Source organism: Streptomyces sp. NPDC002817, from assembly GCF_053592055.1.
This window is the reverse complement of record NZ_JBSFUY010000004.1, coordinates 162,931-184,044: the sequence shown is the minus strand read 5'-3', so window position 1 is coordinate 184,044 and position 21,114 is coordinate 162,931. Positions and strand designations below refer to the sequence as shown.

General features: G+C 70.0%; 22 protein-coding genes, 1 other RNA gene and 2 pseudogenes. 10 read left to right on the top strand and 15 right to left on the bottom strand.

All coding sequences use genetic code 11. The features are described from left to right. Window positions 1-45 precede the first annotated feature (45 nt). Window positions 46-828 (bottom strand): peroxide stress protein YaaA, encoded by a 783-nt coding sequence (gene yaaA, locus ACWD3I_RS09810; RefSeq protein WP_365406254.1) that lies wholly within the window; start codon window positions 826-828, stop codon window positions 46-48. A 113-nt stretch (window positions 829-941) separates the two neighbouring features. Here yaaA and ACWD3I_RS09805 point away from each other — a divergent pair, with 113 nt between their 5' ends. Further along, entirely contained in the window at window positions 942-2,369 is a 1,428-nt protein-coding gene (locus ACWD3I_RS09805) for an RNB domain-containing ribonuclease (protein ID WP_365406251.1), read from the top strand. Here ACWD3I_RS09805 and ACWD3I_RS09800 read toward each other — a convergent pair. Both ACWD3I_RS09800 and ACWD3I_RS09795 read right to left on the bottom strand, forming a co-directional pair. After that, window positions 2,260-2,925 carry a hypothetical protein gene (locus ACWD3I_RS09800; protein WP_365406249.1) on the bottom strand — a complete coding sequence of 222 codons (666 nt, stop codon included), beginning with the start codon at window positions 2,923-2,925 and terminating at the stop codon, window positions 2,260-2,262. The genes ACWD3I_RS09805 and ACWD3I_RS09800 overlap by 110 nt on opposite strands. Next, the gene (locus ACWD3I_RS09795) at window positions 2,922-3,671 is read right to left on the bottom strand and encodes a MerR family transcriptional regulator (protein ID WP_365406246.1); all 750 of its coding nucleotides are present in this window, start codon (window positions 3,669-3,671) and stop codon (window positions 2,922-2,924) included. The genes ACWD3I_RS09800 and ACWD3I_RS09795 overlap by 4 nt, the downstream gene beginning before the upstream one ends. 174 nt (window positions 3,672-3,845) lie before the next feature. Here ACWD3I_RS09795 and ACWD3I_RS09790 point away from each other — a divergent pair, with 174 nt between their 5' ends. The 4 genes and pseudogenes from ACWD3I_RS09790 to rnpB all read left to right on the top strand — a co-directional run bounded on the left by ACWD3I_RS09790 (window position 3,846) and on the right by rnpB (window position 6,601). Next, entirely contained in the window at window positions 3,846-4,415 is a 570-nt protein-coding gene (locus ACWD3I_RS09790; RefSeq protein ID WP_365406283.1) for a Uma2 family endonuclease, read from the top strand. A gap of 43 nt (window positions 4,416-4,458) precedes the next feature. After that, the gene (locus ACWD3I_RS09785; RefSeq protein WP_365406243.1) at window positions 4,459-5,283 is read left to right on the top strand and encodes a helix-turn-helix domain-containing protein; all 825 of its coding nucleotides are present in this window, start codon (window positions 4,459-4,461) and stop codon (window positions 5,281-5,283) included. 19 nt (window positions 5,284-5,302) lie between these two features. Further along, window positions 5,303-6,079, top strand: a pseudogene (locus tag ACWD3I_RS09780) (DMT family transporter); the annotation flags it as partial. A 115-nt stretch (window positions 6,080-6,194) separates the two neighbouring features. Then, window positions 6,195-6,601: RNase P RNA component class A (gene rnpB / locus ACWD3I_RS09775), an RNA gene on the top strand. A 236-nt stretch (window positions 6,602-6,837) separates the two neighbouring features. Here the strand turns inward: rnpB and ACWD3I_RS09770 are convergent. The 6 genes and pseudogenes from ACWD3I_RS09770 to ACWD3I_RS09745 all read right to left on the bottom strand — a co-directional run bounded on the left by ACWD3I_RS09770 (window position 6,838) and on the right by ACWD3I_RS09745 (window position 11,554). Next, a complete protein-coding gene (locus tag ACWD3I_RS09770) occupies window positions 6,838-7,407 on the bottom strand; it encodes a Fic/DOC family protein (protein WP_365406241.1) in 570 nt (189 codons plus the stop codon). After that, window positions 7,404-7,754, bottom strand: coding sequence for an antitoxin VbhA family protein (locus ACWD3I_RS09765; protein ID WP_365406238.1), 351 nt, complete (start codon window positions 7,752-7,754; stop codon window positions 7,404-7,406). The genes ACWD3I_RS09770 and ACWD3I_RS09765 overlap by 4 nt, the downstream gene beginning before the upstream one ends. A gap of 331 nt (window positions 7,755-8,085) precedes the next feature. Next, window positions 8,086-8,991, bottom strand: coding sequence for a DNA/RNA helicase domain-containing protein (locus ACWD3I_RS09760; protein WP_365406235.1), 906 nt, complete (start codon window positions 8,989-8,991; stop codon window positions 8,086-8,088). Window positions 8,992-9,288: 297 nt separating this feature from the next. Continuing rightward, window positions 9,289-9,515: pseudogene (locus tag ACWD3I_RS09755) on the bottom strand (winged helix-turn-helix domain-containing protein). An 87-nt stretch (window positions 9,516-9,602) separates the two neighbouring features. Continuing rightward, window positions 9,603-10,337: a response regulator transcription factor gene (locus ACWD3I_RS09750; RefSeq protein WP_365406232.1), complete on the bottom strand. Its 735-nt coding sequence runs from the start codon at window positions 10,335-10,337 to the stop codon at window positions 9,603-9,605. Next, on the bottom strand, window positions 10,334-11,554 hold the full coding sequence (locus ACWD3I_RS09745) for a sensor histidine kinase (protein WP_365406229.1): 1,221 nt from the start codon (window positions 11,552-11,554) through the stop codon (window positions 10,334-10,336). The genes ACWD3I_RS09750 and ACWD3I_RS09745 overlap by 4 nt, the downstream gene beginning before the upstream one ends. A gap of 184 nt (window positions 11,555-11,738) precedes the next feature. On the opposite strand from ACWD3I_RS09745, the gene ACWD3I_RS09740 reads away from it, so the two are divergent. Both ACWD3I_RS09740 and ACWD3I_RS09735 read left to right on the top strand, forming a co-directional pair. After that, a complete protein-coding gene (locus ACWD3I_RS09740; RefSeq protein WP_365406226.1) occupies window positions 11,739-12,647 on the top strand; it encodes an ATP-binding cassette domain-containing protein in 909 nt (302 codons plus the stop codon). Beyond that, a complete protein-coding gene (locus ACWD3I_RS09735; RefSeq protein ID WP_365406224.1) occupies window positions 12,644-13,432 on the top strand; it encodes an ABC transporter permease in 789 nt (262 codons plus the stop codon). Before ACWD3I_RS09740 ends, ACWD3I_RS09735 begins: the two co-directional genes overlap by 4 nt. A 143-nt stretch (window positions 13,433-13,575) precedes the next feature. Here ACWD3I_RS09735 and ACWD3I_RS09730 read toward each other — a convergent pair whose 3' ends face one another. The 4 genes from ACWD3I_RS09730 to ACWD3I_RS09715 form a co-directional block, all read right to left on the bottom strand. Beyond that, window positions 13,576-13,923 carry a MazG-like family protein gene (locus tag ACWD3I_RS09730; RefSeq protein WP_365406222.1) on the bottom strand — a complete coding sequence of 116 codons (348 nt, stop codon included), beginning with the start codon at window positions 13,921-13,923 and terminating at the stop codon, window positions 13,576-13,578. 80 nt (window positions 13,924-14,003) lie between these two features. Further along, window positions 14,004-14,627 carry a DUF305 domain-containing protein gene (locus ACWD3I_RS09725; RefSeq protein WP_365406219.1) on the bottom strand — a complete coding sequence of 208 codons (624 nt, stop codon included), beginning with the start codon at window positions 14,625-14,627 and terminating at the stop codon, window positions 14,004-14,006. Between the two features lie 70 nt (window positions 14,628-14,697). Next, complete coding sequence (locus ACWD3I_RS09720) at window positions 14,698-15,111, bottom strand: DUF6153 family protein (RefSeq protein WP_451084059.1); 414 nt, start codon at window positions 15,109-15,111, stop codon at window positions 14,698-14,700. A gap of 197 nt (window positions 15,112-15,308) precedes the next feature. After that, window positions 15,309-15,917 carry a DoxX family membrane protein gene (locus tag ACWD3I_RS09715; RefSeq protein ID WP_266893261.1) on the bottom strand — a complete coding sequence of 203 codons (609 nt, stop codon included), beginning with the start codon at window positions 15,915-15,917 and terminating at the stop codon, window positions 15,309-15,311. A 100-nt stretch (window positions 15,918-16,017) separates the two neighbouring features. On the opposite strand from ACWD3I_RS09715, the gene ACWD3I_RS09710 reads away from it, so the two are divergent. Both ACWD3I_RS09710 and ACWD3I_RS09705 read left to right on the top strand, forming a co-directional pair. Continuing rightward, window positions 16,018-16,341: a nuclear transport factor 2 family protein gene (locus ACWD3I_RS09710; RefSeq protein WP_365406213.1), complete on the top strand. Its 324-nt coding sequence runs from the start codon at window positions 16,018-16,020 to the stop codon at window positions 16,339-16,341. Between the two features lie 67 nt (window positions 16,342-16,408). Continuing rightward, window positions 16,409-17,389, top strand: a complete 981-nt coding sequence (locus ACWD3I_RS09705) for an aldo/keto reductase (RefSeq protein WP_365406210.1) — start codon at window positions 16,409-16,411, stop codon at window positions 17,387-17,389. 90 nt (window positions 17,390-17,479) lie between these two features. Here the strand turns inward: ACWD3I_RS09705 and ACWD3I_RS09700 are convergent, their stop codons facing one another. Further along, entirely contained in the window at window positions 17,480-18,190 is a 711-nt protein-coding gene (locus tag ACWD3I_RS09700) for an ABC transporter ATP-binding protein (RefSeq protein ID WP_365406207.1), read from the bottom strand. 90 nt (window positions 18,191-18,280) lie between these two features. Next, window positions 18,281-19,753, bottom strand: a complete 1,473-nt coding sequence (locus ACWD3I_RS09695; protein ID WP_365406204.1) for an ABC transporter permease — start codon at window positions 19,751-19,753, stop codon at window positions 18,281-18,283. Between the two features lie 222 nt (window positions 19,754-19,975). On the opposite strand from ACWD3I_RS09695, the gene ACWD3I_RS09690 reads away from it, so the two are divergent. After that, entirely contained in the window at window positions 19,976-21,025 is a 1,050-nt protein-coding gene (locus ACWD3I_RS09690; RefSeq protein ID WP_451084069.1) for a D-alanyl-D-alanine carboxypeptidase family protein, read from the top strand. Window positions 21,026-21,114 lie beyond the last annotated feature (89 nt).

The window sequence follows — 21,114 nt, the reverse complement described above, 5'->3', positions numbered from 1 at the left end:
CAGGGAGAGCGGTGTGCGCAACGGTCGTTGCGGAGGGTGCAATCGCTAGTGGATCTCGTCCACCAGCACATCCAGCGTCCACGCCTTACCGGCGCCCTTCGGCGGCTCGACCTCCACCACGTACCCGAGGTCCCGCAGCGCCTCCACCAGCTCGGCAGGCCCCGCCGGCGCGATGCCCGCCGACAGCAGACTCCGTACGATCCGCCCCTTGGTCGCCTTGTTGAAGTGGCTGACCACCTTCCGCGTCGGCGCGTGCAACACCCGCACACTCGCCGTCCGCCCGGCCACCTCACCCTTCGGCTTCCACGCCGCCGCGTACGCCGAGGACCGCAGATCCAGCACCAGCCCGTTCCCGGCGGCCTCGGGAAGCGCCGCCGCCATCGGCGTACGCCAGTGCGCGCCCAGCGCTCCGAGGCCGGGCAGCTTCACGCCCATGGAGCACCGGTACGAGGGGATCCGGTCGGCGACCCCGACGGCACCCCACAGCCCCGAGAAGACGAGAAGCTGACGGGCGGCCCGCTTCTTGGCGGCCGTGTCGAGGGAGGACAGCTCCAGAGCGTCGTACAGCACACCCGTGTAGATCTCCCCGGCGGGCCGTGCCCCGGCGGTCCGCAGCTCGGTGTTCTTGCCGACCTCGCCCCGCAGCCCCTCGCTCAGCCCGAGCACCTCACGCGCCTTGCCCTCGTCACCGGCGCACAGCTCGACGAGCTCGCCGAGAACGGCCTCACGGGCCTCGGTCAGCCCCGGCAGCGACAACGACTCCAGCTTCAGCGGGGCGCCACGACCGGAGGAGGCCTTGCCTTCGGACGGCGGCAGCAGGACAAGCACGGGCGGGATCTCCTTCGGTAGCGGCGGTAGCAGCTGTAACGGCTGTAGATCCTGTACAGCTCTGCGACAGCGTACGGCGTGCTCCTCGGGGTTCCCGGCCCTACGCTCGCTGTATGCCCCGCCGCCACATCCGCGTGACCGGCGCCCCCGAAGCCCCCCTCCGGGCCGCCCTCACAGCGCTGCGCACCGAATTGGGAGTGCCGGAGGCGTATCCGCCGGAGGCCTCGGCGGACGCCGGGACACCTCCCGTGCTCCCGTCCCACGACGCCACCGACATCCCCCTGTTCACGATCGACCCGCCCACCTCCACCGACCTCGACCAGGCGATGCACCTCTCCCGCCAGGGCACCGGCTACCGCGTCCGGTACGCCATCGCGGACGTCGCCGCCTTCGTCACCCCCGGATCGGCCCTCGACGCGGAGACGCACCGCCGCGTGATGACCCTCTACTTCCCGGACGAGAAGGTCCCCCTGCACCCGGTTTCCCTCAGCGAGGGCGCGGCCAGCCTGCTCCCGGACCGGACGCGCCCGGCCGCCCTGTGGACGATCGACCTCGACGCGGACGGCCGTACCGTCGCCGTCGACGTCCGCCGCGCCCTGGTCCGCAGCCGGGCCAAGCTGAACTACGAGGGCGTGCAGAAGGAGATCGACGCGAAGACGGCCGAGGAGCCACTGGCGCTGCTGGAGGTGATCGGACGGCTGCGGGAGGAGCTGGAGGTGGAGCGGGGCGGGATCTCGCTGAACGTCCCCGAACAGGAGATCGTCGAGCGGGACGGGACGTACGAACTGACGTACCGCGCCCCGCTGCCCGCCGACGGCTGGAACGCCCAGATCTCCCTCCTGACCGGGATGGCGGCGGCCGACCTGATGCTGGCGCACGGCACCGGCGTCCTGCGCACCCTCCCCGCCGCCCCCGACGGTGCGGTCGACCGCCTGCGCCGCACGGCCCACGCCCTGCACATCGACTGGCCGCACCACGTGTCGTACGCGGCGCTGGTCCGTTCCCTGGACCCGCACATCCCGCACCACTCGGCGTTCCTCCAGGAGTGCACGACGCTGCTGCGGGGCGCGGGTTACACGGTCTTCAGGGACGGCGTACTGCCCGACATCACCACCCACTCGGCGGTCGCCGCGCCCTACGCCCACTGCACGGCACCCCTGCGCCGCCTGGCCGACCGGTACGCGTCGGAGATCTGCCTCGCGGCGGTCGCGGGGGAGCCGGTGCCCGACTGGGTCCTGGCAGCGTTCGACGCGCTGCCTCGCGAAATGGCCGAGGGCGGCCGGCGCGCGGGCGCGGTGGAACGGGCCTGCGTGGACATCGTCGAGGCGGCCCTGCTGAAGGACCGGGTGGGGGAGGTGTTCGACGGGTGCGTGGTGGAGGTGGAGGAGCGTCGACCGACGGTGGGCGTGGTGCAGTTGGAGTCACCGGCGGTCATCGGCCGGGTTGAGGGCGCCGGTCTGTCTCTGGGCGACCGACTGCGGGTCCGCCTCGCACAGGCAGATCCGGCAGCTCCCGGGAAGGTGCGTTTCGTGCCTGCGTGACCGCTCGTACGAGCTCGCCGGGTTCGTCGGCGTGGAAGCGGACGAGGCGGATCTGCTTCGGGCGCCCGAGAAAGGTGAAGTGACGGACCGGCCGGGCCAGTTCGAGGGTGACGGTGGTCCGTGCGCCCATGGCGAGGTCGAGTTCGCCGTCGGCGCGCTGGTGGGTGGCGCGCAACTCGCGCCGTACGTCGGTGATCTGGTGCAGCGGTATGCGCAGGTCGACGTGCGCGGCGCGGCGGATCCGGAGGGAGTCGGCGTCGAGCACGTGGGGCCGTACGACGTTGGCCGCGTGCATACCGATGACGAGGACGACGGTGTAGACGTCCAGGACGAGAACGGGTGTGTGCACGGCCGGCAGATCCCGCAAGAGCACGGACATGGTCACCGACTCGATCACGCACACGAACGCGAGCCCGAACATCAACGGCCCCTCGCCACGGGCGTATCCGAATCCTTGTCCGTGGCGGGTCTGATGCGTCCGCCGGGTCACCCACAGCGCGAGGCTGACGAGCAGCCGCAGTTCATGCCGTACGAGGGCGGAGGCCGCTGTCTTCATGTCTCCTCCGTGAGGATGCGCATGGCGCGACGGATGGCCTCCGCCTGGGCCGGGGCGAAGTCGGCGTAGAAGGCGCGCAGGAAGCTGCTGCCGTGGTCCAGGGAGACGGCTTCGGGGAGCAGTTCGCGCGGTGTGCTCTCGGCGAGCTTGCGGGCGGCGTCGTCCACGCGAGGATCGTCGACGGAGGCCTCGGCGAGCGCGTCGAGGAGCGCGTAGGCCTCGTTGGCCCTGGCCACGCCTTCGGGCGAGGCGAGCACGGAGTTCACCGCCGACAGCATCCGCTCCCGTTCCTCCGGACCCGCGGCGGACTCGATGAGGGCGAGCACCTCACGGTCCTTGGCGGCCATGGGGGAGTCGGAGAGCGGGGCCATCTCGCTGAACAGCGCGGTGAGTTCGGGGGAGACGGGCCCTTCGGCGGGCAGCCCGTCGGCGTCCAGCAGCGCCCGCAGCCGCACCCGCCGCTCCCGGATCGCCGCCTCCTGCCGGGCGAGATCCGCGTCCAGTTCCTGGAGGATCTCGGTGAGCTCCTTCTCCGTGTCATCGGCCAGCACGTCCCGCACCTCCGCGAGCCCCAGCCCCAACTCGGTCAGCCGCCGGATCCGCGCGAGCACGACGGCGTGCCGCAGGGTGTAGTTCCGGTACCCGTTGCCCAGCCGCTCCGGCTCCGGCAGCAGCCCCTGATGGTGGTAGTGCCGCACGGTCCGCGTGGTGACGCCGACGGCGGCGGCGAGTTCTCCGATCCGCATGGGATCAGTAGAGACGTTGACGTTGCGGCAGGGTCAAGCGCGCGGTTCGGCGTGCCTGACGGTGGCCGGGATCGTGTGCCACGATCGAGGGAACGGTTTCCGATCTCACGGACAGGTGATCAGCCGATGTCCCACCCTGGCGAGCGACAGAAGGAGGGGCGTGACGTGACTGCCATGGCCCATGAGCCGCTCACGCAGGCGGACGTGCTGCTCGAGGGCTTTCTCGCCCTGGACGCTCCGGAGGGTTTCCGGGCCGAGCTGATCGAGGGGGAGATCGTCGTGACGCCGCCGCCGGACGGGGACCACGAGGACTACATCGGACTGATCGTGGAGCAGGTGCACCAGCAGTCCCGAACCAGGATGCAGTTCGCCGGAAACAAGGGGCTGAGGCTGGAGAGCAGGGGTGACTGCCCGAAAGACCGACTGATTCCCGACGGCACCTTCGCCCCCAGGGAACTGCGGCTCTACCGAGGCACCGACTCCTGGATGCCCTGCCAAGGGGTGGCCATGGTCCTTGAGGTGACGTCCACCAAGCCCAAGGCCGACCGCGAGGCCAAGCGCCGCTGCTACGCCCGCGGTGGCATCCCCCTGTATCTGCTGGTCGACCGTGAGGCCACCTCGATCACGCTCTTCAGCGACCCGGAGAAGGGTGACTACCGCGAGCAGTGCACCCGGCCTTTCGGGAAACCACTCGCGCTCCCCGAGCCGTTCTCCTTCGACCTCGAGACAGTGGACTTTCTCTGAGCACCCCGGCGTTGCACCCTGAGGACGACGGACAGGGGGCGGTGTGGTGGAGCAGGCGCTGTGGACCAGGGCGAGGCTGGGCCGTTGCGGTCCGCGCCTGGACCTCCTGACGGCCCGCTTCGACAAGCACGTCTACGCTCCGCACGCCCATGACGAGTTCACGGTCGGCGTCTGTGTGGACGGCTCGGAGATCATCGACTACCGGGGCGGGCACATACGGACGGGCCCGGGCTCGATCGTCGTACTGGCGCCCGGGGAGGTGCACACCGGCGGCCCTGGGAATGCGACCGACGGCTACGCGTACCGGGCGCTGTACGCGGAGACCTCCCTGCTGACGGAGGGAACGCTGGGTGGCGTCCCGCACTTCCGCGAGCCGCTGATAGACGACCCCGAACTGGCCGCGGCGATCCTCCTCACCCATACCGAACTGGGCGCCAGCCCCGACCCCCTGGAGACCGAGTCCCGCCTCCCCTGGCTGCTCACGGCCCTGGCACGCCGCCACTCCACGGCCCGGGCCACGACGGACACGATCCCGGGCGCGGACCGGCTCGCTCTTCTCGTACGGGACCGCCTGGCCGACGAACTCCTGGACCCCCCGTCCCTGGCCGACCTCGCGACCGACCTGGGCCTGTCCCGCTACCAACTTCTCCGCGCCTTCCGTACGACGATGGGGCTGCCGCCGTACGCCTGGCTGGCCCAGTACCGCGTCACCCGCGCCCGCCGCCTCCTGGACACGGGCCTGCGGCCGGCGGAGGTCGCGTCACTCGTCGGCTTCGCGGACCAGGCGCACCTCACCCGCTGGTTCCGCCGCGTCCTCGGCGTGACCCCGGCGGCGTACCGCAACAGCGTTCAAGACCTCAGGCCCTGATCCGGCCCAAGGTGTGCGCATGACTGCACGCGGCTGGTTCCTGTTCTCCCTGATGGGAGTGGTCTGGGGCATCCCCTACCTGATGATCAAGGTGGCGGTGGAGGCCCCGCTGTCCCCGTCGGTGGTGGTGTTCACGCGGTGTGCGCTGGGCGCGGCGCTGCTGCTGCCGTTCGCGGCGAGGGGCTTGGCGGGGACCGTCAGGTCGTTCTGGAAGCCGATGCTGGCCTTCGCGTGCATCGAGATCATCGGCCCGTGGTTCACGCTCACGGACGCCGAACGCCATCTGTCCAGCTCGACGGCGGGTCTGCTGATCGCCGGGGTGCCGATCGTGGGGGTGGCACTGGCCCGCTTCTTCGGTGACACGGAGCGGCTGGGGGCGCGGCGGCTGACGGGTCTGGGACTGGGCCTGGCGGGAGTGGGGGTCCTGACCGTCCCGCACCTGACGGGCGGGGACGCACGCTCGCTGGCGGAGGTGCTGGTGACGGTGGTGGGCTACGCGACGGCGCCCCTGATAGCGGCACGGCACCTGAGGAATGTCCCGTCCTTGCAGCTCACGGCGTCCTGCCTGGGCCTGGCAGCGTTGGTGTACGCGACGCCGGCCGCGATGACCTGGCCTGCCGCGGTGCCCTCGCCCACTGTCCTGCTGGCCCTGGCGGGCCTGGGCGTGATCTGCACGGGGGTGGCCTTCGTCGCCTTCCTGGAGCTGATCAAGGAGGTCGGCCCGACGCGCTCGACGGTGTTCACGTACGTCAACCCGGCGGTGGCGGTGGCGGCGGGCGCGCTGTTCCTGGGGGAGGAGCTGACCCTGGGCGTGGGGGCGGCGTTCACGTTGATCCTGGCGGGCTCGGTCCTGGCGACAGCGGCCGGTCCTGCGAGGGATGGGGGCCCGGTACCATGGTCGACACGGCAGACGAGCCGGGCGGACGGCCGCGTGGAGTCCCCTTGACGGGGGCTTCCCGAGGAACGTCCGGGCTCCACAGGGCAAGGTGGTGGCTAACGGCCACCCGGGGTGACCCGCGGGACAGTGCCACAGAAAACAGACCGCCGGGGACCTCGGTCCTCGGTAAGGGTGAAACGGTGGTGTAAGAGACCACCAGTGCCCAGGGTGACCTGGGCAGCTAGGTAAACCCCACCTGGAGCAAGGTCAAAAGGAGCGCCGTAAGAAGCGCTCTGCGGGGACGTTCGAGGGCTGCCCGCCCGAGTCCCTGGGTAGACCGCACGAGGCCGGTGGCAACACCGGCCCTAGATGGATGGCCGTCTCCCCGGCCGCCGCGAGGCGACCGGGCGACAGAACCCGGCGTACAGCCCGACTCGTCTGCCACTAAGGCCTCTGACCAGCGAAAGTAATGGTCAGAGGCCCTTTCTCGTAGATCCGGGGGTTTGGGCGGACCCCGCTCCGTACCGTTTCAAACAGGACCGCGCGGCTACGTTCGTAGCCACCAAGGTAGCCACGCTTCGCAGGGTCGAAGGTGGGCGTGGGCGGAGCTGGGGGAGGCGCTCCCCGGTCAAGATGCGCCCTGTTCCGAGGATCTTTGCTAGCCGGAGTGACGGGCGTCAGTTCTTGGTGACCAGCTCGTCGAGTAGCTGTTCCAACAGATTGTTGTCACCGAGGAAGCTCTTCACCGAGGCGTCCTCGTTGCGTTGAGGGTCTATGCCCGACCAGTTGAGGGCGTATCCCGCGTCGGCGCTGAGTTGGGCAAGGAACGCCCGCTGGGCACGGCCGTTGCCCTCGCGGAACGGGTGGAGGACGTTCAGGTCGCCGTACAACGTAGCCAGTTGGATGACGAATTCCTGCCGGGGGAGATTCTGAAGCCGGCCGGAGGAGGCGAGACGGCCGAAGACCTCTCCGGCGTAGGGCACCAGGTTTCTCGCCGGGCAGAATGGTGTGCGCTTGGCGATGTTCACGGTGCGTAACTCGCCTGCCCACGGATAGATGTCACCGAAGACCGCGGCATGGAACGCTTGGAGATGGCCGAGGTCGTACGCGCCGGGTAGCGGGCGTTCGGCGAGCATGACGAGGCGCGCCCGGGTGATGTCCGCCTCCGCTGCCGCGAGCAGCTGATGGTCGGTGATGCCGAGGTTGTTGCGCAGCACGCCGTTGGGCATGGCGTACGGATCGTTCACCCTGCCCGCCGCTCCGAAGTCTGTCGGTGGCGGGCGATCGCGCGCGCGACAAGGGTGTCCGCGTCGAGGTCGCCCTTCACGTACGCCTCGGTGTCGTGGTCTGAGACATTGGAGGCCTGGAGTCCCTCGGCCTCGATGGAGCCGGTGGCCGAGGCGACGGCCGCACGTCGTGCCGCTCGGCCGCTCAGGGCTTCGAATGCCTCGACGGACAGGAGGACGCCCTGGGGCTTGCGGTGGGCGCCGATCAGGACCGGGTCGGCATCCGCGCCGGACTCCGACAGGTCGGTCAGGATCCGCGAAAGTCTCGCGCGCGCGTCGCTTACGGTCACGACCTCAGGGATCTCCACGCTGTCTCCGTACCCGTATAGAGGCTTGATTCTGTACAGATTCTAGTACGGATTCCGGCAAGTGTCCCGCCTTGGGCGAGCCGTGGAGGTATCCCCGCCATCCCGTCCCGACGGCTGTCCCCATGGGCGGGGCGCCTCCTCGCATAGCCACCAACGTAGCCACGGAAACGCCCTCCCCGCACGTTCACGCAGGTCATAGCGCTGCGATGACTCTCCCCGGCGTACAGCCCGACTCGTCTGCCGTCGTGGTCCTGCCGGGCTTCAACCTGTGGAGCAAGACCCTCCAGAGCGGTGTTCTGACAACAGACGACCACCTTTTGCGCACGCGGGACTACACGAGCGCCGGCACCTCGGCTCCGGTCGCGGGATGGACGAGCGACCGCAGCTTCTCCCGCGTCTCCGCGTCCGTCGAGTAGAGGATCGTCCCGACCATTCCCCGAGTCAGCAGTACCTTGTACGTGGTGCGGATGAGACGGTCGACGTCGTCGTCCGGAGTCGCCTTGGTGAAAGACGGGTCCCGCTGTTCGGCGACGAGGACGAACTGCTCGCGGTCGCGGATCTCTGCCGCCGCCACGGACATCAGCTGCTTCGACGGCCGTACCTTGCCGCTGAGCAAGAGGTCCGCTGCCTGCGCGCCCGGCTTGGTGGCGAGCCTTGAGCGGAGGAAGTCGAGGAAGGCGCCGCGCTGTTCACCGGTGTACATCCGGCCCTGCTGGTCCTCCTTGACACCGCGCAGTCCGGCGATCCCGAACTCCGTCGCGTTGTGGAGGAAGGCCACGCCCGCCAGGGACTGGGGCATCCGCTCCAACGCCCCGTTGAACGACAGCAGATACTCGCAGTAGCCCCGTACCTGTTCGATTGGGTTGAGCACGGGCTGCGCGTAGGAATCGATACGGCACAGCAGCGGCTCGTCCTCCTCCGGGTAGGCCGAGCTCCACTGCTTCAACTCCACCACGACGTACGACGGTTCGCCCGTCCTGGGGTGTACGCCGACCAGCACGGCATCGGCTCGCTTGCTGGTGAGGGGCAAGTTGTACTCGATGAGGACCTCGACGTCGCCGAGGTCGGCCTCCATGAGTGCGTTGACGAGTGCCGGGAGGCTGCGTTCCCAGGACCGTATCTCCGCCCGTGCGGGCATCCGGCCGTGCTGGTGACGGAAGTTCTCGGTCAGATGCAGCGCCAGCGACCCTTCGAGGAGGCGGGCGGCTACGGACGCCGCGGACTCACGGAACAGCAAGAAAATGCCCCCAGGCAGCACGAAGAAGACTCGTGCGGGTGGGGGGCATGTCCTCCGGTGTCCGCGGAAGCGGATCAGGAAGCCCGTCGGGCCGCTGAGATGGATCTCGTCATCTTAGGTGGCTCTCCGGAAGTTCTGTCGGTGTTTGGTAGGCCGCCAGGGGCTGGTCGAGGGTGCGGCGGTGGTCAGGAGTCGGCCGGGTAGCGCTTGAGAACCCGCCGGACAGGGAGAAGGCGACGATCGGAGGGCTGGCTGGGTGGGCGTTTCGGCAGTGGGCGGCAGAGGGTCCGAGACGAACTACCCCCGCTGGGGAACGGCGTACACCCAGCCTTCCTCGGCCAGCAGGCCAAGCCCTCGCCGCACGGTTGTCCGCGCGATCCCTTCCGCTGCACGAACTGGGCTTCACTCGGCAGCATCCGTCCAGGCTGCCAGTCCCCGCGCTGGATCTGCGCACGCAGAATCTCGGCCAGCTGCCGGTACGGGGTCAGCGGCGCACCGTGATCGATCTCAGCGTCAGGGTTCAACTCGGCCCGCCGCAGCGGTCCATGACGATGCCTGAGACCCAGGTGTCGTATCTCTTCGTGGCTCGGCCGCCGACGGTCCGATGCGTGTCACCCTTGCTCGCCCGAGGGACGGACCAGTCCGGATTCGTAGGCGGCGATGACGAGTTGGGCGCGGTCGCGGGCCTCCAGTTTGGCCAGGAGCCGACCGATATGGGTCTTCACCGTGCCGTGGCTGAGATGCAGTCGGTCGGAGATCTCCGTGTTGGACAGGCCCGAGGCGATCAGCAGGAGCACCTCGCGTTCGCGCTCGGTGACCCGGTCGAGGCCACTGGATGCGGACGCGGACCTTCCCAGGCGTCCTTCGACTCGTCCTTCGAATCGTCCTTCACGATGCCCCTCAGGGCGTCGGCAGAACTCCGCGATCAGGCGCCGCGTCACTCCGGGGGCGAGCAGGGCGTCGCCGGCCGCGATGACGCGGATGGCGGTGAGGAGGTCGGCCGGCGGGGTGTCCTTGAGCAGAAAGCCGCTGGCCCCGGCGCGGAGGCCGTCGAAGACGTACTCGTCGATGTCGAACATGGTGAGGATGAGGACCCGTACCCCGGCGGTCACCGGTGATCCGCAGATCCGGCGGGTGGCCTCGATACCGTCCAGTTCGGGCATCCGGATGTCCATGAGGACGAGGTCGGGGTGTTCGCTGCGAGCCATGGCGACGGCCTGGGCGCCGGTGCCCGCCTCGCCCACAGTGATCAGATCCGGCTCGGAGTCGACCAGTACGCGGAAGCTGCCGCTCAGCAGGGCCTGGTCCTCGGCGATCAGGATCCGGGTCGCGGCGGAGGTCGTCACGGAGACTCCGGGGGCTTCGGTCGGGCGGGCAGGAACGGCAGGCACGCGGTCACCCGGAATCCGCCGTCGGGCTGCGGGCCGGCGGTGAGCGTGCCGTCGTACATCATGGCCCGTTCACGCATTCCGGGGATGCCGTGGCCGCCCCCCGACGTCCGCGTACGGCGTCGCTCCCGTTCCTTGTCCCTGTCCCGGGTCGGTGGTCCCTCATCGCGTACCTCCAGGCGCAGTTCGGACGCGGTCACCCCGATCCGGACGGTGCAGCGGGTCGGCGCGGCATGGGTCATCACATTGGTGAGGGCCTCCTGCACGATGCGGTAGCCCGCCAGGCCGATGCCGTCCGGCACCTGGACGTCGGGGTCCATGGCGAGGTCGACCCGTACGTCCGCGTGCTCGGCCCGCCGCAGCAGTGCGGGCAGGTCGGACAGGCCCGGTGTCGGGTCCAGGTCGGCCGGTTCGCCGTCCGGGTGGACGCGCAGGACGTGCAGGATGCCGCGCATCTCCGTCATGGCCTCCCTGCTGACGGCCTCGATCACCTTCAGCGCGTCATGCGCCTCCTCGGGGCGGGACGCCAACAGATGGTTGGCGATGCTCGCCTTGACGGTGATCAGCCCCATGCTGTGGGTGACGACGTCGTGGAGTTCGCGGGCGATACGCAGACGTTCGTGGTGCACGGCCTGCTCCTCGCGCCGCGCGGCCTCCACCCGCGCCAGTGTCCGCCGTCCCCGTACCGCGAAGCCCGCCGTCCACACCGCCCCGAGGACGGCGGCGCCGACCACGAGGAACCCGACCCCGTTCTGCCACGAACGGGGTGACCCCGCGACCGTTCCGGCCAGCACGACCGTCGCGCAGACCACGGCCACCGCGGGTGTCGGGACCAGACGCTGCGAGGAAGTCGTCAACGCCAGGGGATACAGGGCGAAAGCCGCGGCGACGAAGGGGTCCACGGCGATCCCGAGGGCCACCTGGGACAGGGTGGCGACCAGCACGAGGGCGAACACCTGACGCGGCCACCGTCGCCGTACCACGAGCGGGATCCCCGCCGCCGCGACCAGCGCGCACCGCACCCACAGAGGCGCCCCCGCCGCACCACCCCCGCGGACGATCGCCGGCGGCAGCAGGACCGTGAGATACGCGAGGGCGGCCGCCGCGTCCAGTCCGGTCAACTGGTGGTGGCTGAGCCGCTGGGGGAACCGTAGGGCCGGGTCGGAGATCGACACCCGGTCCAGGGTAGGGCCGACCCGTCGGAGGCCGCGTCGGACCGAGGGCATACGGTCGACAACAGGCCGAGGGCAGGTGGCCACAGGCATCCGACCACGGACATACGACCGTGGTCGGACCCCCGGTCACCGTCCGGACCGTGGTCCGATGTGGCGTGCACGGCCCCGCGACAGTCTGGGCGGCATGATCGAAGTCCAGGACCTGACGAAGCGGTACGGGACGGCCCTCGCCGTCGACCGGCTCTCCTTCCGGGCCGAACCCGGGCGCGTCACCGGCTTCCTCGGTCCGAACGGTGCCGGGAAGTCGACGACGATGCGGGCCATGGTCGGCCTGCACCGCCCGGACACCGGGCAGGTGTTGCTGAACGGACGCCGGTACGGCGAACTCCGCGACCCGCTGCGGACGGTGGGCGCCATGCTGGAGGCCAGGGCCGCGCACCCGGGACGTACCGCCTACCACCATCTGCGGTGTGTCGCCGAGAGCAACGGGCTGCCCAGGCGCCGGGTGGACGAGGTGCTCGCCCAGACCGGTCTGGAGAGCGCGGCGGGCCGCCGTACCGGCGGGTTCTCGCTCGGCATGGGGCAGCGGCTCGGCATCGCGACCGCGCTGCTCGGCGAACCGGACATTCTGCTGCTCGACGAGCCGGTCAACGGACTGGACCCGGACGGGGTGCGCTGGATCCGTACGCTGGTCAAGGAGTTGGTCGCCGAGGGACGCACCGTGTTCATGTCCAGCCATCTCATGAGCGAGATGGCCCAGACCGCCGATCACCTCGTCATCGTCGGCCAGGGCCGGCTCCTCGCCGACACCGACATGAACAGCTTCATCGAGGACCACTCCGTCTCCAGGGTCAGGGTCCGCACCCCGGAGCCGGAGCGGCTGCTGTCGCTGCTGAGGGCCAAGGGCATCAGCTCCCACAAGCAACTCGACGGAACCGTCATGGCCGCGGGCGTGGACGCGCCGACCGTCGGCTCCATCGCCGCCCATCAGGGGGTGACCGTCCATGAACTGGCCACCGAACACAGCTCATTGGAGGACGCGTTCATGCGACTGACCGCGCAGGCCGCCGAGTTCCGCACGGCGAGCTGGTGACCACGGCCATGATGATGACGAACTCGCTGACCGCGGTGCTCCGTTCCGAATGGACCAAGGCGCGCACCGTCCGCTCCACCTCCTGGACCCTGCTGCTCACCTTCGTGATCAGCGTCGGTATCGGCGTCGTCAACTGTCTCTCCGTCAAGAAGGCCATCGCCGAGGACAGCCCCCTGGTCCGGTCCGACTTCCACCCCGCCGACTCCGGGTTCGTCGGGGTGGGCGCGGGTCAGCTGGTCCTGGTGGTCTTCGCCGCCCTCCTCGTCTCCGGCGAACACTCCGGCGGCATGCTCCGCACCTCGCTGCTGGCCGTGCCCCGCCGCGGCCTGCTCTACGGGGCGAAGCTCACCGTCGGCGCGCTGCTGACGCTCGGGGTGTCAGCCGTCACCGTCCTCGTGTCCTTCCTCGCCTCGGAACGGGCCCTCGGCTCCATCGGCGTACCGCTGGACAGCCCCGGAGTGGCGAGCGCGCTGGTGGGCGCGGTCGTCCAGCTGACCCTCATCTGGCTCTTCAGCGCCGGTGTGGCGGTCGTCCTGCGCAGCCCGGCGATGTCTCTCGGCGTCCTGATCCCGTTCCACTTCGTCCTGCCGACCCTCATGCTCAACATCCCCGGCCTCAAGGTGATCGCGTACCACCTTCCCGTCCAGGCGGGCGCGCAGCTCATGGAGGTGGCCCAGCAGGGCGACTCGACCCTGTCCGCGGGGGTCGCGCTGGCCGTGCTGCTGGCGTGGACGACGGCGGCGACCATCGGTGGCCTCATCGCCCTGCGCTCCAGGGATGCGTGACGGGACGTACGGCCCGGTACGCGCCCCGGGACCGATCCGGTGCCCGCAGGGGGCTCCAAGGCACTGGAGGAGGGCAACCACGGCTGTGCGAACGTGCCCGCGCACCACCGCCCGTACTCGGCGGACTGGCTGGCCGGTGTCCTCTAGGAGGTACCCAGCGACCGTTCCATGACCCGGTTCAGATGCCGGTCGAAGACCTCCTTGGTGTCCGGCGTCAGCGTCCGCAGCGCCACCAGCGCCGTGATCACGACGTCGCACAGCTCGCTCTGGACGTCGTCCCAGGTGTGGGTCGTGCCCTTGCGAGGGTTGGTGCCCGTCACGCCGATCACCGCCTGGGCGACCTCGCCGACCTCCTCCGAGAGCTTCAACATCCGTACGAGCAGGGATTCCTGGCCGTCGAGGGTGCGGTTGGTGTCGAGCCAGGTTGCCAAGGCGTCGATGCCCTTCCAGATGTCGACGGGTGCTGCGGCGGTCGTGTCGTGGTCACTCATGGACGCAGCTTGGCATGCGCCACTGACAGCCCCCAGGCAGCCGGGGGAGGCCATGGACCTCCCCCGGCTCGGCACTTGGGTCAGTCCTTGCCGAGGAGGGTGTTCATCTCCTCGATCTCGGCCGTCTGTCCGGTGACGATGTCGTCGGCCATGGCGGTGGCGGGCTCGTACCGGCCCTTCGCCTTCTCCGTCCCGGCCATGTCGACCGCGCCCTCGTGGTGCTCGACCATCAGGTTCAGGAACAGGGCGTCGAACTTCTCGCCGGACGCCTTCTCCAGCTTCGTCATGTCCGCGTCGTCCATCATGCCGGGCATGCCGGACTGCGAGCCGTGGTCCATGCCGGGCATCGACGCGCCCGCCTCCGGGACCTCCTCGCCCCAGGACTTCAGCCAGCCGGACATGGTCTTGATCTCCGGGTCCTGCGCCTTCTCGACACGGGCCGCGAGGTCCTTCACCTCGGCGGACGAGGCCCGGTCGGTGGCGAGTTCCGCCATCTCCAGGGCCTGACGGTGGTGGGGGATCATGCCCTGCGCGAAGGAGACGTCCTGGGCGTTGTGGGAAGCGGCGGACGACGAGGGGGAGTTGTGGCCGCTCTCGTGACCGCTGTCGCTGTCGCTGTCGCCGCCGCCACAGGCCGCCAGGACGAGCGCGGCGGTGACGGTCGCCGCCATGAGGGCAGCGCGGCGTGTACGGGTGGTGCTCATGCTTGAACTCCTGCTGAGAGAAAGGGATCCGGACATGCCGATGCGCACACCGAGGTGTGCGGCGTGGTGTCTAGATCCGCAGGAGTTGGAGTTCCGCCAGGGACGGGGGCGCCCGGGCGCCTTCCGGGTCGGAGCCGGCGTACACGCGCGGTGATTCGTCTCGTACGACGATGGCGACCGGGTCGGGCACGAGCGCGGGCAGCGACGGCCCGCCGCTCACCGAGGCCGCCGAACAGGTCGTGTCGGCATGCGTGACGTGGCCTGAGCCGCAGTGGCCCTCTCCGGGACAGTCGCCGTGGGGCGCGGAGACGGAGACGGTGGCCATGGGCGGCGGGGTGTGCGGGTGCTCGTCGGCGACGGCCGCACCCGGAGCCAGGGCGTGCATGCCCATGAGCCCCGCCAGCAGAGCCAGCACGAGCAGCGCCCGCCACCGCCACCGGGGCGGTGATGCGGGGTGGTGCTCGGGGCCGTTCACGGGGGTCATCCTAGGCGGAAGCCGGGAAGTGACTGTGCGCGGGCTGCGCAACCCCACGTGATGGCGGCGAGCGAGATGGCTGGGCCTGCGTCGCCCTTCGGCCCGGCGATGCATCCTCCTCCGGGCCCGCCTCGTGCCCCGGCTCCGTGTCCCGACAGCCGCCTCGTGCCCCGGCTCCGTGTCCCGACAGCCGCCCCGTGCCGTCCCTACTCCCCGAACAACGCCTCCTGCGCATCGAGCTGCTCCGCCTGCTCCTCCCTCTCCTTCTCCTGAAGCCTGCGGTTGCGTGCCCCCACCACCACCGCCGTGGCCGCAGCCGTCACCGCGAGTGCCGTGGGGACCATCCACCCCCGGTCGAACACGTGCCCGATGGCGTGGTCGAGGGAGAGACGTCCCGGCCCCGCGATCGCGAGGCCCGTCGCCGCGAGGCCCAGCGTCGCCGCGTACTCGAAGCCGCCCTCGGCGTTGAAGAAGCCGTTGGGCGTGTGCACGGTGGACGCCCCCGCCATCGCACCGGCCGCCGCCGCACCCGCCGCCGGTGTCGCCAGGCCCAGTGCCAGCAGTGTGCCGCCGCCCGCCTCCGCGAGGCCCGCCGCGGTGGCGCTCGCCTTGCCGGGCGAGTAGCCGACGGACTCCATGAACTGGCCGGTCCCCTCGATGCCGTGGCCGCCGAACCAGCCGAACAGCTTCTGCGCGCCGTGCGCGGCCAGCACACCGCCGGTACCCAGCCGGAGCAACAGCAGGCCCAGATCGCGTCGGTCGTAGGAAGAGGCGTGTGAGGTCACGATGACTCCCGTAAGAGATGGACGAAACATCCCCCTCGCGTTTCCACCGTTGCACTCCTGACACCTCTCGGAGTCACCCGCGCCGCCGTTCGGGTGGCGGCCCCGGGGGAGCGGTGTGAGTCTGGCTGCCATGACGATTCAGACCGGCAAACTCAGCGACCCCGCGGTCCGCGCCTTCGTCAACGCCGTCAACGCGCACGACCGCGACGGCTTCATGGCCCTCCTCGCCCCCGGCGCGACCATGTCGGACGACGGCTCCGACCGTGACCTCGACGACTGGATCGACCGGGAGATCTTCTCCTCCCACGGTCACATGGAGGTCGACAACGAGTCCCGCGGCGGCCGCGTCCTCATCGCCCGCTACAGCAACGACACCTGGGGCGAGATGCGCACCAAGTGGCACTTCGAGGTCGACGGCGACAAGATCACCCGCTTCGAGACCGGGCAGGCCTGACGAGGCACGACAGGTTCCGTGAAAGTCCTTGCCCTGGAGTGCGCTCCAAGGCCTAGCGTCTCGATCCATGGAGACGAACAGGACTTTGGGTCGCAGTGGCATAGAGGTCAGCGCCCTCGGCTTCGGCTGCTGGGCCATCGGAGGTGAGTGGCAGGACCTGGGTGGGCAGCCGCTCGGCTGGGGCAAGGTCGACGACGACGAGTCCGTACGGGCGATCCACCGCGCCCTCGACCTCGGCGTGACCTTCTTCGACACCGCCGACGTCTACGGCACCGGGCACAGTGAGCGGATCCTCGGCCGCGCCCTCGGCAAGCGCCGCGCCGACGTGGTCGTCGCCACCAAGTGGGGCAACCTCTTCGACGAGGACGCCCGCGTCCTCAACGGGCAGGACACCTCCTCGGACCACGCCCGCGAGGCGCTGACCGCCTCCCTCACCCGCCTCGGCACGGACTACGTCGACCTCTACCAACTCCACCTCTCCGACGCCCACCCCGACCAGGGCGCCCGACTCCGCGACCTGTGCGAGGAGTTCGTACGCGAAGGCCTCATCCGCGCCTACGCCTGGAGCACCGACGACCCCGCCCGCGCCGCCGTCTTCGCGGAGGGCGAGCACTGTGCGGCCGTGCAGCACGCGCTGAATGTCATGCAGGACGCCCCTGAAATGCTGGCGCTGTGCGAGGAGTTGGGGCTCGCGAGCATCAACCGCAGCCCGTTGGCGATGGGGTTGTTGGCGGGCAAGCGCCAAGGGCCGCAGGACACAGGGGACATCCGCAGCAGGCCGCCGGCCTGGCTCCCGGGCTTCGGGGGCGGCTCCGAGGCCGACCCGAAGTGGCTCGCCCGGATCGACGCGCTCAAGGACATCCTCACCAGCGACGGCCGCACCCTCGCCCAGGGCGCCCTGGCCTGGATCTGGGCCCGCAGCCCGCGCACGATCCCGATCCCCGGCTTCCGCTCGGTGGCCCAGGCCGAACAGAACGCGGGCGCAATGGAGAAGGGGCCGCTGACCGCCGTTCAGCTGACCGAGATCGACCAGATCCTGGAACGGTGAGCGACCCCACCCAGGGGCGCGGGGCTGTATCGAAATGCGGCTCAGCCGCGTGGGCGCGACCAGCCCCGCACACCCGCGGACGAACGACGACTACCCCTGGCCGCCGAACTGCTGCGCATACTGCTGCCGTTGATCCGTCAGCGTGATCTGCCCCGCCTTGATGGTGGCCAGACGCGGGGACTTCTTCGCGATCGACGAGTCGTGGGTGACCATGATGAAGGTCAGCCCGTACTCGTGCCACAGCCCTTCCAGCAGCGCCATGATGTCGTCACGGGTGCCCTCGTCGAGGTTGCCCGTGGGCTCGTCGGCGAGGAGCACCTTCGGCTTCTTCACCAGCGCGCGGGCGATGGCGACCCGCTGCTGCTGACCACCGGACAGCTCGGACGGCGCGTGGCTGAGCCGCTCGCCGAGGCCGACCGAGCGCAGCGCCTCGGCCGCCCGCTCGCGCCGCTCGGCCGGCTTCACGCCGAGCGGGACCAGGGCCGTCTCGACGTTCTCCTGCGCGGTGAGCGTCGGGATGAGGTTGAAGGACTGGAAGATGATGCCGATCTTCTCCGCCCGCAGCCGGGTCAGCTTCGCCTCACTGATCTTCGCGAGGTCGACGCCGTCCAGCTCGACACTGCCCTCGGTCGGCCGGTCCAGGCCGCCGATCATCTGCAGCAGGGTGGACTTGCCGCCACCGGTGGGGCCCTGGATGACGAGCTGGTCGCCGTCCTCGATGGTGAGGTCGACGCCGCGCAGCGCCTCCACCGTGTCCTTGCCCCGCGAGTAGCGCTTGGTGACGCCGGTCAGTCTGTACATGGGGTGCTCTCCGTAAGTAAGGGGGGTGGGGTGCCGCGGCCCGGGGGGAACGGACGCGGCACCCCAGCTCGAAGGGGGCGGGATCCAGCCCTACGACACGCTGCGCAGCGCGTCCGCCGGCCGCATCCGGGACGCGCGCCAGCCGCCCATCGCGCCGGCGATCAGACCGCCGGTCACCGCCAGGCCCACCGCGAGGGCGATGGTGGTCAGCGAGACGGGCGCGGACAGCGCGATCTCCATGGTGTTCTGCGTGGACTGCTGGCCCGGACCGCCACCGCCGCCGGGGCCGCCGCCCATGCCGCCACCGCCGGAGCTGCCGAGCTGCGCGGTCAGCTTGGGGCTGATCGCGGTCACGGTGTACGCGGCCGCGAGACCGAGGCCGATACCGAGGGCGCCGCCGATCAGACCGTTCACCATCGACTCGCCGACGACCTGCCGGGTCACCCGGCGGCTCGGCCAGCCGAGCGCCTTCAGCGTGCCGAACTCACGCACCCGGCGGGACACCGCCGAGGAGGTCAGCAGCGCGGCCACCAGGAAGGCGGCGGCGAGCACCGCGATGGACAGCCACTTGCCGACGCTGGTCGCGAGGTTGGAGGCGGTGGACAGCGAGCCGGAGACGGTCTCCGCGAGATCGGCCGAGGTCGTCACCGTCGTACCGGAGATGTTCTTCTGGATCGTCGCCTTGACCGAGTCGATCTGCTTCGAGTCGGTCGCCTTGACGTAGATCGTGGTGACCTGGCTCTTGGCGTCGGCCAGCGTCTGGGCCTGCTTCAGCGGCAGGTAGACGTCGGTGGTGGACTCGCTGCTGGAGGCCGTCGCGATACCGATGATCGTGTACTTGGTGCCGGAGATCTTGAGGGTCTTGCCGACCTTGTACGAGTTCTCCTTGGCGTACGACTTGCTGAGCACCACGACCTTCGCGTTGGTCTGCGAGGCCGTGAAGGTCTTGCCGGAGGTGATCTCCATGCCGGCCAGCGGGCCGAGCGTCTGGTCGGTGACGTCGACGCCGGCGACCGAGTAGGAGTTCACGTCGAACGAGGCGCCGCCGCCCTGCACCTGGGGGGCCGCCGTGCTGTTGCCGCCGCTGCCGCCACCGGGGCCGCCCTGGCCCTGGGACTGGCCGCTGCCGGTCGTGGACTGCGCCTTGCCCTGGGTGAAGGAGCCGTCGACCTTGGTGACGTTGAGGGTGATCGCGCCGACCGCGTTCGCCACGCCTTCCTGCTTGGCGACCTTGGCGACGAGCGCGGCCTTGAGGGCCTGGCCGCCCTGCGTCATCACACGGTCGGAGCTCTGCTTGTCGTCGCTGTCGTTGGAACTGGCGTCGAATTCGAAGTTCGGTCTGCCCGAGCTGTTGTCGGTCGGCGCGGACCTGGCCTTGGTGACCGTCATGTCGGTGCCGAGGCCGTACAGCGACTTCAGGACCTTGTCCTGAGCCTGAGACATGCCGGCCGACACCGAGTTGACGGTGATGACCAGCGCGATACCGAGCGCCAGACCCAGTGCGATGACCAGGGCGGCCTTCTTGCGCCGGCCCAGTTCGCGCTTGAGATAGATGCCAAACATCCCGTTCCTCAGAGGTTCTTGGCGCCCGCTGTGGGCGCGGCCTCAAATTAGGGACGAACCTTTGACCGGGGCTGAGTAAAAGATGTGTAAGGACTGAGAAAGCGGGAGCTCGCCTCAGAAATGGGTAAGACAGCTGATTCCTAAGCTGCGGAGGGCGTATTGCCAGGAACCCGCTGTTGGGTGGGATCTCACTTCGCGAGGAGCGGTTCTTCTTTGAATTCCCTGTCCAGACGGTCCCTGCTGGCTCTGGCGGCGGCCGCCCCGCTGGTCACGGCCACTCCCGCGGCCGCTCTCCCGAGGAAACTCACCGCCCGCGCCTGGCTGGTCGCCGACCACGACAGCGGGGAGATCCTCGCCGCCCACCGCGCGCACCAGCGCCTCGCCCCGGCGTCCACGCTGAAAATGCTGTTCGCCGTCACAGTCCTGCCGAAATTCGCGCGCACCGAGCGCCACAGGGTGACCGCCGCCGACCTCGCCGGAATTCCGGACGGCTCCAGCCTCGTCGGCATCAAGGCCGGAATCACCTACACCGTCGAGCAGTTGTGGCAGGGCGTATTCCTGCGCTCCGGTAACGACGCCGTGCACGTCCTTGCCCACATGAACGGCGGCATCGCGAAGACGGTCGCGGAGATGCAGGCCGAGGCCGAGGATCTCCGGGCCCTGGACACCCACGTGGTCAGCCCCGAAGGCTACGACCACAAAGGGCAGTTGTCGTCCGCGTACGACCTCACGCTCTTCGCCCGGCACGGGCTCGGGGACGCCGACTTCCGTGCGTACTGCGCGACGAGGACCGCCGACTTCCCGGCATCGGCGAGCGGCGGGAAGACCTTCCAGATCCAGAACACCGACCGTCTGCTGACGGGTTCGTACGGGGTGGAGACGTATGACGGCCTCATCGGCGTGAAGAACGGTTACACGAGCAACGCCGGCAACACCTTCACCGGTGCCGCCACCCGCGACGGCCGCACCCTCCTGGTGACGGTCATGCACCCCGACAGCGGCGGCAACGCCGTGTACGAGGAGACGGCGCGGCTGCTCGACTGGGGCTTCGGGAAAGGGAGTTCGGCGAAAGCGGTCGGGCGGTTGGCGGAGCCGGTGAGCGAGACGAGTCCGTCGCCGGCGAGCAAGGCCGTGCAGGGCGCCGCGGGGGCGGCCGGAGCGGCGGGTGTCGCGGCGGACGGTCCCGCGCCGTGGCCGCTGCTCGAAGGGGCGGCCGGGACGCTGGTGTTGGCCGCGGGCGGGGCCTACGCGCTGCGCAGGCGCCGGCGTTGACGTGCACGGCAGCCGTTCCACCCACCGGCGCGTACCCCGCGGTCCCACGCGGAGCCCACCCCCATCCGGTGTGGTGGAACGACTGCCGT

Bases quoted from the DNA above. Each gene is read 5' to 3' on its own strand.
- ACWD3I_RS09740 (WP_365406226.1), top strand. From the start codon at position 11,739: ATGATCGAAGTCCAGGACCTGACGAAGCGGTACGGGACGGCCCTCGCC.
- ACWD3I_RS09730 (WP_365406222.1), bottom strand. From the start codon at position 13,923: ATGAGTGACCACGACACGACCGCCGCAGCACCCGTCGACATCTGGAAG.
- ACWD3I_RS09790 (WP_365406283.1), top strand. From the start codon at position 3,846: ATGGCCCATGAGCCGCTCACGCAGGCGGACGTGCTGCTCGAGGGCTTT.
- ACWD3I_RS09710 (WP_365406213.1), top strand. From the start codon at position 16,018: ATGACGATTCAGACCGGCAAACTCAGCGACCCCGCGGTCCGCGCCTTC.
- ACWD3I_RS09695 (WP_365406204.1), bottom strand. From the start codon at position 19,753: ATGTTTGGCATCTATCTCAAGCGCGAACTGGGCCGGCGCAAGAAGGCC.
- ACWD3I_RS09715 (WP_266893261.1), bottom strand. From the start codon at position 15,917: ATGTTTCGTCCATCTCTTACGGGAGTCATCGTGACCTCACACGCCTCT.
- ACWD3I_RS09705 (WP_365406210.1), top strand. From the start codon at position 16,409: ATGGAGACGAACAGGACTTTGGGTCGCAGTGGCATAGAGGTCAGCGCC.
- ACWD3I_RS09805 (WP_365406251.1), top strand. From the start codon at position 942: ATGCCCCGCCGCCACATCCGCGTGACCGGCGCCCCCGAAGCCCCCCTC.
- ACWD3I_RS09720 (WP_451084059.1), bottom strand. From the start codon at position 15,111: ATGACCCCCGTGAACGGCCCCGAGCACCACCCCGCATCACCGCCCCGG.
- ACWD3I_RS09795 (WP_365406246.1), bottom strand. From the start codon at position 3,671: ATGCGGATCGGAGAACTCGCCGCCGCCGTCGGCGTCACCACGCGGACC.
- ACWD3I_RS09725 (WP_365406219.1), bottom strand. From the start codon at position 14,627: ATGAGCACCACCCGTACACGCCGCGCTGCCCTCATGGCGGCGACCGTC.
- ACWD3I_RS09700 (WP_365406207.1), bottom strand. From the start codon at position 18,190: ATGTACAGACTGACCGGCGTCACCAAGCGCTACTCGCGGGGCAAGGAC.
- ACWD3I_RS09800 (WP_365406249.1), bottom strand. From the start codon at position 2,925: ATGAAGACAGCGGCCTCCGCCCTCGTACGGCATGAACTGCGGCTGCTC.